Raw genomic sequence first — 14499 nt, 5'->3', positions numbered from 1 at the left:
AAAATGTTAAACTTTCCTTTATTTGTGGGGTGTTTCTAAAATGGTTTTTTTATCAAAAGTTATTAACATTCAGGTGTTTAAATTGAAAATAAGATTAACAGAAGTAGAGTTTTGGGTGTGTAAATAAAAAAAATCACAAAAAAACCTTCAAATACTTGAAGGTTTTTTTGATTAAAGTAAGTAATTCGATTTTAGTAAATTACTTTTTTCGTAATTACGTTTCCGTTTTCCAAGGTAACTTTAACTAAAAGTATATTTGTGGTCGGTTTTAATTGAGAGATGGTGATTTGCTTTTGTTGAATAGCATCAATCTCTAATAATTTTTTACCTACTACATCGTAAACGGTTACATTGTTAATAATGTGTTTGTACGAATCTATATTCAAAGTGTTTGTTGCAAATATTTTGATGTCATTTGCATATACATTATCATCGTCAGATAAAGTCTGATTGACAAATTTTAAAACAAATCGAGAATTGTCTCTTCCTTGATTTGCACTGAAAGTATATGGACTTGTTTTTAAATTATGAGTTACATTCAGTAATTTATCTTCTAGGAGAATGTCTTGAGCTTCATTATTGAATAAGCCATCCAAAGCTCCAATTGCTATTTTATATTCACCTGTTTGCGGAGCGTTGATTCCAATCTCAATTTTGTCATTATTATCAAATGGTAATGCTTTTCCTTGTATAAGTTGCATTTCATTGTTTAAAAGTGAGTAGATGTTGAAATTGAGTTTTTCACTTCCGATAGCGTCATACAAACGATCTTTCTCATTAGTAGCGCCTTCAATATATCCAACTAAAGTACGTCTGTTGCTATTGTCAGCTGTTTTGATAATGTCTAACCAAATTCTGTTGTGTTCTGGTTCAGGAGAATTGGCATTATTGTCAGCAGTTCTGTAAAATTGCGAATTGCTATAGGTTGCGCTTCTCATACTATTGTTGAAAGTAACAGTTTCGGTTGTGGCAGCTGAAGTATGATTCATCAATACAAAGAAACCTTGTCCTGATCCAATAAATCCATTAAATACTCCTGGCCCTGAAGAGGCGCCTGATGCATTGTAAGTGATGTAATCAGCAACAGTATAGTTGTATGTGTAATTAGCATAGAAAGGATCTACAGATGATACAGGTAATGTTCCATGTGTCCATAAATTAACAAATCCGGCAATATTTGTATTTGCATTTAAGAAATCAATCGCTCTGATTGATGATGGATATGGATTTCCAACCAAGTTCCAGTTATCATCATTAGCGGTTACCAAAGTTGTTGTTGGGCCTGGATAGCTGGCGCCATTGTATGTGCTTCTTGATATAGGTGTTGTTATTGTACCGTTATTTGGAACACCTGTAAAAGTTGCAGTATAATTAGCGGCAGCGGAAGTTGAGTAGGCATTAGGTCCTCTAACTATGTATCCTTTGCCGGTTACCATGTTTTCAGCTGTACCTGACCAATTTCCAAAATTACTTGTGTAGCTTGTACTGGTTGTGGGTAGCCATTTGTAAATATAACTACCACTAGTACCTGGAGAGATAGAACCTACAGGGAAATTTGCTACTGGAGCCGACCAATATACGTAATCCTGTTGTCTTACATTTGCACTTCTTTGTGCGTTGACGCTACCTGTATTGGCAACATTGCTTGTTTGTACTAAGCTGGCATTGTTTCTAATGTTGAAAACTCCAGAAGCGTTAACAGTGACTTCATCCGTAACTGTTAAGTTATTCGATGACTGTAATTCTAAGTTACCAGTAGATTTGATGGTAAGGTTTTTTGCAAATGCATTGTAACCTGTACCTGTAATCTGCGTTGTATTTGGAATTACAACACAATTTGATGAAGTTGGTACTCCACTTGGTGCCCAGTTGCTCGCATCATTCCATAATTGTGAACTAGCTCCTGTCCAAGTTTTTGTATTATTCGTTACATTGATGTTTTTAACTGCAGTACAACCATTCGATAGAGTAGCGGTTGCAGTAAATGACCATGATGCACTGTTTAATTGGGTTGCGTTTGGTTTCACATAAATTGTTGACACACTTTGAGCAACATAAGGGATTGTGCATGATACGTCTGTATAGGCATCAACACCTCCGCTCCATGTAAAAGCTGTATTCAAAGGTTTTATACCTGTAAGTTTGATATTGTCAATTGCCCATCCATCATCAAATTGCGCAGTGTAAACAAAACGGAACTGTAAACTTGTATTTGCAGGAAGTGCATAAGCATTAAGGTTTACCGTTTGTGTCACGAAATTAGAAGGTGTTCCTAGATCTGAATTGTAAACTGCAGCAGTGGGAGTTACCGATGTAAATGCGCCACCATTGATTGAAACCTGTACTTCACCACTATCTGCTGAAAAATAAGAATAATATTGATCAAATGTTAGTGTTAAACTTGTGTATGTAGATGGGTTAATCGATGGTGATGTAATGATAGACACCATGTTTGAACCATTGTAATCGGATGAAGATAAAGCAAATTTATTACCAATTGTTGCTATCGAGCCCGAGTTTATTGCCGGTTTCCAAACAGAAGTCCCAGATGGTTGATACGGACTTGTTTTTACCGACCATGGAGAATCTGCTCCAGTACTAGTGTTTGTTGGTATTGTTGCAGTAAAAGGTGCCATGCCACTTTCAAAATCCTGAACTAAAATATCTTCTTCGGTAGTATCCCCAGATGCTGTTATAGTAATAGGATTATTGTCTCCACATAATACAGGTGCTGAAGGTGTGATTGTGATGTTGGTAGTTGTTAATATAGTGGCTTTAACTGGAGTTCTGTAAAGTGATTCACAAGTTCCGTTATAGGCAGTTACATAGTAAGTTGTTGTTGCAGCTATTGAAGGTGTTGTCCAACTTCCTGTTGCTGTTGTAGCTAATAAACTTCCTCCTGTTTCTGCACTGTACCATCTGAATCCAGTTGCACCTGCAGATGTTGCAGCAAGAGTTACAGTATTAGGGCTACCGCATGCCGAACCATTGGTAACATTAGTGATTTTTTGCAAACAATCCGCTACAATGTTAATAGTGTAATCCTCTGCTTCTCCCGACGGGTGAGATACGCATGGGTCTATCGGTGTAACAGATCTTGTTCTAATTCTCATTCTGTAATTGCCTGGTGCTTGACCAGATGGAACTAGGAAGCCATACGTTGTTGGGCCACTCAATGTTGTTGCGCCTGTAGTATATACTTCTTCAGCAGGATCAGCAAAAGTACCATCGTTATTCCAGTCTACGAAAGTTCTAATATGTTGACCACCCACTAAGTTAATGTTGATATTGATACCTCCTCCGGGTATTTGACTTGCAATTGTTATACCTGAAAAATTGCCATATCCACCAACTGAATAACCAGTTGGAGTGTTGGATCCATTTACTAAGGTGCCTTCTGAGCTAACTCCTGCTATGTAAGCTGTGCCTGAAGTTGATGCAGGTGTACAGTAAGCAACACAAGGAGCGCTAGTTGTTGTAAAGCTCCAGTTTACAGCTGTTCCGGTTGTTACACCACAACCATTTCTTGGAACGATTTTCCAGTAGTAGGTTGTGTTGGCTGCCAATACTGGACTAATTGTCCAAGTCGTTGCAGCTTGATTTGAACTTACTAATGCAGGAGTAGTTGTAGTTCCAAAGTAAACATCATAACCAGTAGCGCCTGCAGCAGCCCCCCAACTTAATTGTGTTATAGCGCCTGAACCAGAATAACAAACAGCAGTTGCGCCATCTGTTGGTGTAGTAGCCGTTGCTAAAGTGTTAATGGTTGGGTTGATTGTGATTGGGGTTGTAGAAGTACAAGTGCCAAGGGAATATACCACAGTTGCTGTTCCGGCACTAATACCAGTAACGATACCTCCTGCGGTAATTGAAGCACTTCCAGTACCGTTGGTGATTGACCAAGTTCCTCCAGCTGTGGCATTCGTAAATGCCGGAGTTGTTGCTCCTGCACAAACACTCGCACTTCCTCCACCAATTGCAGCAGGGGCAGGATTTACAGTAAATGAACTTGCGCTTGTCGCTGTTCCTCCAGCTGTTGTAACTTGCACTGTACCTGTTGTTCCAGATCCGATAACGGCAACTATTTGTGTTGATGTATTGGAGGTAATTGATGAAACAGGTGTGCCGCCTATTGTAACGGCAGTTGCGTTTGATAAATTAGTACCGTTTATGGTTATATTTCCCCCTGCACAGGCTGGTGATCCTACTAAACTTGTAATAGTTGGTCTAGGAGTCCATGTGTACGTAAGTCCGTTAGTTGGTAGTTCGCCGGCGCCATCTCCAGTATTACATGTGGCAGTGTTTGTTCCTCCAGCGGTTGAAGCAGGCCAGTTATTGGTTGTTGATCTGTTGTTAAAGTCAGCATTTGAGGCTCCTCTCAACCCGACTTGTGTGGTTAGATCTATTGCATATGCAGAAGAGCATGCTCCGTAAACCACTTGAATAACATTTGTGGTTTCATGAAGTATTATTTGAAAATTAAAATCGCCATTTCTTGCAGATCCCAATGAAATTCTTCTTGCATTGGTCCATTCTACAATAAAAGTTCTATTGGGGGCAGATCCAGTAGTTACTGTTTTGACCCTTGTTCCGTTATGAAATAAGTCTCTGCCTAAAGCGCTTATTGCTCCTGCATAACCTGTGTTTGAAGAAATGGGAGTGAAGTTGTTGGTTGCGGGTAGCGTGGCTCCGAAAGTTATATAGCCATTGGTGTTAACATTGCAGGTTGTATAATTGGTTCCATTAAAATTAAAAGTAAAGCCAATTGTTCCTGGGTTGTTTTCATCGTCCCAGTTGTTTCCGCTATTGTTTGATAAACCTGCAGGTGTGGTAAATGTTCCTATAGTCTGACTGAAGCCGTAATTAGAGACTTGTCCAATTGTTATGCTGCTGTATAATAATACAATAGCGAATAACATGAAGGTTTTTAAAGATAATTTACTATTCGAGTTAAATACTTGGAATTGTAAGTTTTTTTTGACTACTTGTTTGGTAGTATTGGGGTAATTCCTTTTCATAAGCATTCTTAAATTAATCTATTTAATCATTGGTGTTTTTTTAGATTTATATCTCATTTGAGTGTAAGGTTTATGAGGCCTGTCTACTTTTTAGCTTAAGATATTTTCTAAGAGTTGTTTAAGGAAATAGTAGTTTTTTTTCATAAGCAATTTGATTGTTTTGTTTAAATTGATATTTAGATTTTTGGTTGATAATGTAATGTCTTAAGAACTTATTTTAACAATTTTTACGGAAAAACCATATCCGGTTATTGTTTTGTTTCTCTAATTTTGTCTCATAATCATTGGGTGATTTTATTAATCAATGATTTTGAGAGGTTAAGGCAAATTATGTCTGATAAAATATTGTTTCGGTTAGTGGCGTATATATTGAACAAAAGCGTAATGCTATTGACTGATTGATGGTTTAGATGTATTGTATTAATTTTTTGTAAATGAATGTCTTTATTCTTTGGGAATAAATTTGTTCAATTTTAAATATGTGTAATATAGTGGCTTCATAAAAATCAGTACTGAATTTTATGAGGTTCGCTATTTTGTAAAATTATATTTTTTGTTCTAATAAAACAAAGAATTTTATTGCAACTTGTTTTGAAAAAATAGTATTTCGTCGTAATAGTGCTACGTTTCATCGAAAAAAAATTTTTTTTAACAAGAAAAATGCTGTAAAAAAATGACAGAATAGCATTTTTTTTGCAAAATTTCATACCGTTTCGAGGTGTAATTGTTTTAAAATCAAAGCGTTTTGTTTTTCTTTTTTTGAGAAATGCGTATTTGGTGTGGTTTTTAATTTCTTGTTTTGGATTTGAAATACAATGAGAAGTTTTTACCCAGAGTTGTATGGAATGGGGAGTAGGATATGGAATTTATATTCCAAACTTTTTGTGTGAATTTTGATAAGTTAGTTATAGTAAAAAGCCTTGAATTGTCAAGGCTTTTTGGTTGTAGAAAGAGAAAATAGATGATGTTATTCTTTTCTTTCTTTTACTTTAACTGCAGTTTCTTTATGTTCATTACGATGCTTTAATGGTCCGGGACCAACAGGGAATCTTACGCCAACATGCTTGGAATGTATTTTTTTACTTGTTACGCTTTCCATCATGTCTGCTCTGGAGGCAACTATCTGCCAAGAAAATGACACATTGCTTTTTCCATTTTTTAATTCTTTAACAGTGAATCCATTGGCCGATTTATTTGTTACATAAACACCTTCACAATCTCCTTCTAATTGGATGAAGACTTTTAAAGGATTGTTTTCATCAACATGAATGTTTTTAGTTAGGATTTTGTCCAAAATGATATTGGCTTCTCCATTGTTTAATTGCCCAATTCCATAATCTTGAAATAAAATTTCTGGAGCTTCTGGAGCAAACATAATCCTTTTTTCGTTGTTGGAATCTTCTACCATAGTTGATACTGTGCCGGTTCCTAAAATCTTATATGTTGTTCCTCCACTTACAACTCCAACATAGGCATAATCCATACCTCCTGCGGCAACATTGTCTTGATTGGCATCAAAATAACCTCCGTAAACTAGGGTTCCATCTGAACCTGCTAAATACGCATATGGATTATCAGTTGTTCCTCCGGCGCCATGCTCACTTGTAAAAACTCCTCCGTGTTTGGAACCTGTTGTGTTGCTTGCATGTCCAAAGACACCAATTTGTGTGCCTGATCCTGCAACTCCTGCTCCTATGCCTGAGGTTGTATTTGTAGAAACGTTGTTTCCGTTTCCGCGTACACCTACGCCGTCTGCTACAGTGGTAGCTAGTCCGACAGCTCCTGTAGTGAGCCCGTTTCCATTGATTCCTGATGTGGTGTAGTAACTTCCTGCAGCATTACCGCCTGATCCTATTATACCAGGTCCGGCAACATCAGTATTTGATCCTGAGATGGCTGTTCCTGTTGCGTTATTTGCAGTTCCTCTAACACCAACTCCTGTTCCTGTTGTTGTTCCGAATACTCCAATTCCGGTTCCGGTAGCGTAGCCATTAATTGCATCATCGCCATCTGTTGATGCTAATACTTCAAAAATATTATCTGTACCGGATGTAACGTCATTTGCAGTTCTGTTTATTAAAAAATGACCATTACTTTGAAGAATTCTGGCTCTTTCAATATTATTTGTTCTTATTGCTAAATCTTGTGCGTCTGTTGTGCCAAGGAAGTTGGTTCCAACTGATGTTCCGCTATTTCCTGTCAGAGACCAATCTAGCCCTCCTGATGATCCCGCAAATGCATACCATCTGGTTCCGTTCCAGAAATATAATCCTGGGGAAACGTTGTTGGGAGAGACTCCTGCAGTGGCGGTGTTGTAGACCACGGTTCCGGCAGGTATTGTTCCGGTTTGTGGGTTGATTATTGGAGCTTGAACATTTGAAGCGGTTAAAGCTACTCTAGGAAAAACAATTCCTCTGTCAGTAGCATCTATGTCTAAAACTCCTTTTGGTAAAGATTGTCCAACTCCAACATTTCCATTGGCGTCCAATCTCCATCTTTCTGTTGCATTGGTGGAGAATGCTAAATTGTTTGCAGTTGGGCTCCATAAACCGATGTCGGGATCTCCACTGAATGAATAGAAAGGTAAAGCGGCTGTTCCTAATGATAAAGCGTGTACTTGATCGGCAGCTGGTATTCTGAAACGCGCGGCTCCATTGGTTGAAAAATCCACTTGATCAGCTCCAGGGCTGAAAATGCCCGTATTAGTATCGGCGCTGAATGAATAGAAAGGTAAAGCGGCAGTACCAAGTGACAAAGCGTGTACTTGATTGGCTGCGGGGATTCTGAAGCGAGCGGCTCCATTGGTTGAAAAATCCAATTGGTCTGCTCCTGAGCTAAAAATTCCTGTATTGGTGTCGGATTGCCATGAAAAGGTCGGTAAAGCTGCTGTTCCTAAAGAGTAGGATTGTAATTGTCCGTTGTTGGCGTTAGAAATGTTCCAACGATCAGTTGCTTGGGTTTTGATTCTGAAATCCACAGCGTCGGTAGTCCCGATGTAATTGGTACCTGCAGTTGTGCCGGTGTTTCCTGTGGTTCTCCAATCATCATTTGCTCCGGTTAGGATTCTTACCCAAACGGTTCCATTCCAGTAATAAAAACCTGGTGTTACATCATTAATGGTAGCAGTGTTGTATACGATTTCTGATGTTGTTGGGGTTACCACAGTAGCTGTAGTGGTGTTTACCAGGGCTATTCTCGGTATAAGTATACCGTCATCAGTACTAGTTACGTCTAATGCTGCATTAGGTGCAACAGTTCCTACTCCCACCTGACTAAACAAGGTAGTGCAGGAAATAAATAATGTAAAAAAGAAGAATTTAGTCATAATAGTTGCTTGTTTTATTTGATAAAAAAATATAACTAATTGATATACCGTTAAAAATACAAAAAAAAACGTTGAAAAGTAAAAAGTTAGGAAATTATTTATAAAAAATAAATAAATGCTATTTTTTATTTGTAGGAATTTCAATTTAATGCTAAATTTGGTTTTAAATCGTTAAAAATTAGCGGTCTAAATTGGTTCTTCTGTAAGAATTATCTACATTTGAACTCAAGTATTAACTACTGTTTCTAAAAACGTATGCTATGAGAAAAATCTACTTAATGATGTCGGTTCTTTGTGGTTTTTTGGTAAATGCACAAATGTATGTAAGTCCGAATACTTACATGTATGTTAACGATCAGCATGTCTTTGTGAAAGGAAATGTTGAACTAAATGCTGCAAGTAGCTTCGTTTATTTGAGGAATGGTTCTCAGTTATTACAAGGAACAACTACAGCCGGTACAAATAGAGGTTTAGGAAAATTATCGGTTTTTCAAGAAGGTACCGTAAATAATTATCAATACAACTATTGGTGCTCTCCAGTTGGGAATGTGAATTCAAGTACATTGGTTAATAATCCTTTTGGGGTTCAGCAGTTAGGTGTGCCAACGACTGCAACGTCAACTAATGCTGCTACAGTTCTGCCGGCAGGAAGTTATGATGGTGTTTCGAGTCCTGGAAATTTGTCTATTTCACAAAGATGGATTAATGCTTTTAGAGCGTCTAATACTTATTCTCAATGGGTTTACATAGGGTCTTCATATGGGATTAACCCTGGTGAAGGTTTTTCAATGAAGGGAACAAGTGGTAGTGATACTACAGTGCCACATACTGGGGCTGGTCAAAATAATCCAGGAAGTAAACAACGATACGATTTTAGAGGAAAACCAAATGATGGTACAATTACAAATGCGGTTCTTGCAGGTAATTTTACTTTAATCGGAAATCCCTATCCAAGTGCAATCGATTTGAATGCTTTTTTAAATGATCCGGCAAATTCAGCAGTGATTGATGGTAGAGCTTTGTTTTGGGAGCAAGTTCCAGTAAATAGTCACATGCTAAACCAATACCAAGGAGGGTATGGAATCTATACTGCCGGTACAGGATATACACCTGCAGATTTTTGGAGTTATAATGGGAATGGAACTTATAATACAGATACTGGTGCTAATGGAGCAGTTTATCAAAGACGATTTACGCCTGTAGGTCAAGGTTTCATGGTAAAAGGAACTGCGGCAGGAGTGGTATCAATGAAAAATGCGTACCGTGTTTTTGTCAAAGAAGCACCAGCGAATTTTTCTGAATTTGCCCGTCAAGGCAATAATGCAATAAATTCGGATCCAGTTTACAACACCGAAATGGAATATTTTCCAAACATACCGAATGTAGCTGGAAAAGATTATACAACTGAAAGAAAAGGATATGCACCTCAATTAAGAATAAATGCGATGTTTAACAGAGGTGGAGTAACGCCTACAACATTGGCATTTGATGATAAAGCAACCGATGGGTTTGATTATGGATTTGACGGTGCTTCTGCATCAACGTCCAATCCGGCACGTTTTTTCTACATTGCAGAAAATGACGCAAAAGAATATATCGTTGGAGCTTATAAGTTTGATATTGATAAAAAAATCCCTGTTGGATTGGTTTGTAATGCAGAAACCAATTTTATGATTAAAGTGATGGATAATTTGTGGGGATTTGATCCAAAACAAGCGGTTTATATGCACGACAAAGAAACAGATGTGTATCATGACATACGTGAAGATTTCTTCTCAATAACACTGCCGGCAGGTTCATATAAAACAAGATTTGAAATTACGTTCCAAGATGGAAATAGTTTGGAAACAGATGATGAATTTTTTAATACTCTAACTGTATTCCAAAATAATTCTTCGGGAATGTTGACACTAAGAAATCCGAATGCAGTAACTATCAAAAAAGTGATTTTGTATGACGTGTCCGGAAAATTAATTTTTAGCAAAGAAAACTTAGGTAGTAATGCCAGTTACGAATTTACAACAACTGGATTAAGTGATGGTGTGTATATTGTCAAAGTGACTAATCTCGAAGGTAAGGAAGTTGCGAAAAAAGTGGCCATTTCAAAAAAATAACAGTCTATAGCTGTAAAATGATAAGCTCCGTTTTGCGGGGCTTTTTTTATTGCACTACTTTTGCTGCAATGGGAATCATCAAAAATCAAATTGTTTATGAAAATGTAAATGGAATCTCTTTGACCATAAAGAGAGAAGATTTGATTCATCCCTTTGTTTCTGGGAATAAGTTTAGAAAACTATTTTATAATCTTCTTGAATTCAAGCACAAAGGATACGATTCTTTAGTGACTTTCGGTGGAGCATTCTCAAATCATATTGCAGCAACAGCTTATGCATGTAAAGAAGAAGGTATTAATTGCGTTGGGGTTATAAGAGGTGAAGAACTTCCATCAAAAATAAATGAAAACCCTACTCTTAAATTTGCTCAAAAAAACGGAATGAAATTTGAGTTCATTACCAGAAGTTTGTACCAAGAAAAAGAGTCTGAAAATTTTAGGAACTACCTGCAATCAAAATACGGAAATTGTTACATTTTGCCGGAGGGTGGAACCAATTTATTGGCTGTGAAAGGTTGTGAGGAAATTATACAAGATATAGATTCTGAATATGATTTTATATGTTGCCCTGTCGGTACCGGTGGGACTATCTCTGGATTAATCAATTCGGCGTTGTCGCATCAAAAGGTTCTTGGATTTCCTGCGTTAAAAGGTGATTTTTTACAAAGTGAAATTCGTAAGTTTGCACAGAATAACAATTGGGAATTGATATTGGATTATCATTTCGGTGGGTATGGAAAGATTACGGAAGAGTTAATCGATTTTTTAAATCAATTCTACAAGGAAACTAAAATACCTCTAGATCCAGTTTATACTGGGAAAATGGCTTTTGGAGTGATGGATTTGATTGAAAAAAAACAATTCCCTCTCAACTCAAAAGTACTAATGATTCATACTGGTGGCTTACAAGGAATAGAAGGTATGAATAGTTATTTGGAAAAAAAGAAAATGAAAAAGATACATTTCGATGAATAAGATTTTATACATAATTATTACTCTAGCTTTAGTAGCATGTGGCTCTTCAAAGTCGAAAGTCCAAACAGCGAAAAAGAAACCAATTGTTCATAAAACAGTACAAGTTAACCCCGCTAAAAAAGTCATCAAGCCTGAAGAAAAAATTGTAATTGATGAGACACAAAAAAAATCGGAAGAGTTAGTTGCAACATCTAAAGTTAAGGTTACTACTGAAATAGTTAATGCGTACATCAATCAATTTAAAGATGCGGCCAAAGATAATATGGTAAAACATGGTATTCCGGCTAGTATTACTCTAGCTCAGGGAATTTTAGAGTCGGGAGCGGGTACTGGTATGTTGTGTCAGATAGCCAATAATCATTTCGGAATTAAATGTCATAAGGAATGGACGGGTGAATATGTTCGCTATGACGATGATGAAGCTCAGGAATGTTTCCGTAAATACGATAATCCTCGTGATTCCTACCGTGATCATTGTTTGTTTTTAACCAGTCGTCCATGGTATGCACCTTTATTCAAATTACAGAAAAATGATTACAAGGGATGGTCATATGGATTAAAAAAGTCGGGTTATGCTACAGATCCTAAATATCCGAACAAATTGATCAGTTTGATTGAACGCTATCAGTTGCAAAAGTATGATGCAGAAGTGTTGGGGATTGAATTCAATGCAGAAGTTAAAGAAGTAGAAAAAATTGCGGAAAAGGCTGTGGAAAGAGCAGTGCCAACAGCATCAGGAGAAAATACACATACAGTTTCTCAAGGAGAAACACTGTACTCCATTTCTAGAAAATATAATGTATCTGTAGATACTTTGAAGGCTAAAAATAATTTAGCTGATAATGCCATTTCTATTGGTCAAATTCTTATAATTCGTTAATTTATGATTTATCAACGTAGCAGTCAGCTTTTTGCTGAAGCAGAAAAAGTAATACCCGGCGGAGTGAATTCACCGGTTAGGGCGTTTAAATATGTAGGAGGAACTCCAATTTTTGTAAAAAGTGCAAAAGGCGCTTATTTGTTCGACGAAGATGGCAACCGCCTTGTTGATTATATTAATTCTTGGGGACCAATGATTTTGGGTCATGCTCACGAACCAGTGGTAAATGCAGTTATTGAAAAAGCAAAATTGGGAACTTCTTTTGGTATGCCTACTGAAATAGAAACTGAAATCGCTCAATTGGCTGTAGCAATGGTGCCTAATATTGATAAGATCCGATTTGTAAACTCAGGTACAGAAGCATGCATGAGCGCAGTAAGATTGGCACGTGGTTTTACCGAAAGAGATAAAATTATCAAATTCGCAGGTTGTTACCATGGGCATTCGGATTCTTTCTTAATTCAAGCTGGAAGTGGTGCTATAACTTTTGGTTCTCCCAATAGTCCGGGAGTAACACAAGGTACAGCAAAAGATACTTTATTGGCAAATTATAACGATTTGCAGAATGTAAAGGAATTGCTTGAAGCGAATAAAAATGAAATTGCAGCTATAATTATCGAACCGGTTGCAGGAAATATGGGATGTGTGCCTCCAAAAAATGGGTTTTTAGAGGATTTGAGAAGGCTTTGTGATGAACATGGGACTTTGTTGATTTTCGATGAAGTAATGACTGGATTTCGCCTTGCAAAAGGTGGAGCGCAAGAATTGTTCAATGTAAAAGCAGATATTGTTTGTTTTGGTAAAGTGATAGGTGGTGGCTTGCCAGTAGGTGCCTTTGCGGCTCGCAATGAAATCATGAATTATTTAGCGCCTCTTGGACCAGTTTATCAAGCTGGTACTTTGTCTGGTAATCCTCTCGCTATGGCCGCTGGATTGGCAATGCTTCAGGAATTGAATAACGATAAGACTATTTTTTCAAGATTGGAGGAAAAAACGGCATACCTTGAAAAAGGAATTCGCAAGGTGCTTACTCAAAATAACATCGATTATACAATCAATAGAGTAGGTTCAATGATTTCCGTACATTTTGATAAGAATGAGGTATATGACTTTGCTACTGCTAAAAATGGCGATAATCAACGCTTCAAAGATTTCTTCCATGGTTTGGTGAAAGAAGGGGTTTATATTGCACCATCTGCTTATGAGACCTGGTTTATTACCGATGCGTTGACTTATGAAGATTTAGACTTTACAATCAATGCTATAGATAAGGTTTCGAAAAGTATATAAATAAAAAACTCCGCTAAAAGCGGAGTTTTTTATTTATTATTTAGTTGACAATCATGTTGTAAACACCCATTTGTCTCATTTTTGTAATCTGTTCCTCAGTAAATGAACCAATTAATTTTCCACTTACCATATCTGAAACTGCTTTTCTTTCACTTTCAGTAATTCCTTCTCTACTGAAACTAGTGTGCTTTTCAACTAGTAGATTGAACAGCCCTCTGAAAAGCTCATCATTTCCGCTTAAATCTACTACTTGTGTAATAGCTTGTAAATCTTTTTTGGCTTTAGCTCTTATTTCACCTTCAAGTTTAGAATTGTCAGTTTGAGCATTTGAACTAAGGGAAAAAGCGAAAAGGAATAAAAAGATAGATAATATTTTTTTCATTTTTAGTTGTTTTTTAACATGTTAGCTGGCCAAATCTAAATAAAAAAAGTGAAACATCAAAAATTATTCAGATTTAACCTCTTTTTTTGATTTGTGTCCTTTCATAGTTCTGTGCATTTTAGCGTGTCGTTTTTCCTGATTGGCTTCCCATTTCTCAAATTGTTTTTCGTTCAGTATTTTTTTCATCTTGGCTTTATGCGCAATTTGTTCGTCTAACATTTGATTTTTTATTGCAAACTTTTCATCGGCAGTTAATTCTTTAGGTGTTTCTTTTTGCTTTTTGAATTCTGCTTTTTTGGCCTCTCTTTTGGCCGATTGTTCTGCAATAAGAGTTGCCATTTCTTTTTGTTGATTCGATGTTAAATCCAACTCTAACGTCATTCTCTTTAACTGTAATTGATTGCGTTGCTCTGCTGTTAAGGCTGATTTCTCCATTTTTGGTTCTCCGTTCTCCTGTGAAAATCCATTCAACGAAACGATTATAATCATTGCAAAGGTGGTTACAAACTTTTTCAT

General features: G+C 36.9%; 8 protein-coding genes. 4 read left to right on the top strand and 4 right to left on the bottom strand.

The genetic code is table 11. The annotated features are described in order from the left end of the window. Positions 1 to 191: 191 nt before the first annotated feature. Both ACFO7M_RS11380 and ACFO7M_RS11375 read right to left on the bottom strand, forming a co-directional pair. A complete protein-coding gene (locus tag ACFO7M_RS11380) occupies positions 192 to 5018 on the bottom strand; it encodes a GEVED domain-containing protein (protein WP_379735727.1) in 4827 nt (1608 codons plus the stop codon). Positions 5019 to 5985: 967 nt separating this feature from the next. Next, positions 5986 to 8343 carry a hypothetical protein gene (locus ACFO7M_RS11375; RefSeq protein ID WP_379735726.1) on the bottom strand — a complete coding sequence of 786 codons (2358 nt, stop codon included), beginning with the start codon at positions 8341 to 8343 and terminating at the stop codon, positions 5986 to 5988. 260 nt (positions 8344 to 8603) lie between these two features. On the opposite strand from ACFO7M_RS11375, the gene ACFO7M_RS11370 reads away from it, so the two are divergent. The 4 genes from ACFO7M_RS11370 (at position 8604) to hemL (ending at position 13601) form a co-directional block, all read left to right on the top strand. Continuing rightward, entirely contained in the window at positions 8604 to 10457 is a 1854-nt protein-coding gene (locus ACFO7M_RS11370; RefSeq protein WP_379735724.1) for a T9SS sorting signal type C domain-containing protein, read from the top strand. Positions 10458 to 10525: 68 nt separating this feature from the next. Beyond that, a complete protein-coding gene (locus tag ACFO7M_RS11365; RefSeq protein WP_379735722.1) occupies positions 10526 to 11431 on the top strand; it encodes a 1-aminocyclopropane-1-carboxylate deaminase/D-cysteine desulfhydrase in 906 nt (301 codons plus the stop codon). Then, on the top strand, positions 11424 to 12311 hold the full coding sequence (locus tag ACFO7M_RS11360) for a glucosaminidase domain-containing protein (RefSeq protein ID WP_379735721.1): 888 nt from the start codon (positions 11424 to 11426) through the stop codon (positions 12309 to 12311). Before ACFO7M_RS11365 ends, ACFO7M_RS11360 begins: the two co-directional genes overlap by 8 nt. Positions 12312 to 12314: 3 nt before the next feature. Then, the gene (hemL, locus tag ACFO7M_RS11355; RefSeq protein WP_379716097.1) at positions 12315 to 13601 is read left to right on the top strand and encodes a glutamate-1-semialdehyde 2,1-aminomutase; all 1287 of its coding nucleotides are present in this window, start codon (positions 12315 to 12317) and stop codon (positions 13599 to 13601) included. A gap of 40 nt (positions 13602 to 13641) precedes the next feature. Here the strand turns inward: hemL and ACFO7M_RS11350 are convergent, their stop codons facing one another. After that, a complete protein-coding gene (locus tag ACFO7M_RS11350) occupies positions 13642 to 13983 on the bottom strand; it encodes a hypothetical protein (protein WP_379716094.1) in 342 nt (113 codons plus the stop codon). A 63-nt stretch (positions 13984 to 14046) separates the two neighbouring features. After that, positions 14047 to 14499, bottom strand: a complete 453-nt coding sequence (locus ACFO7M_RS11345; protein ID WP_379735719.1) for a hypothetical protein — start codon at positions 14497 to 14499, stop codon at positions 14047 to 14049.

It is taken from the genome of Flavobacterium sp. GCM10023249 (genome assembly GCF_042653365.1).
In the GTDB taxonomy this organism is placed as follows: Bacteria; Bacteroidota; Bacteroidia; order Flavobacteriales; family Flavobacteriaceae; genus Flavobacterium.
Note: the sequence above shows the minus strand (reverse complement) of the source record. Positions and strands in the feature narration are given on the sequence as shown.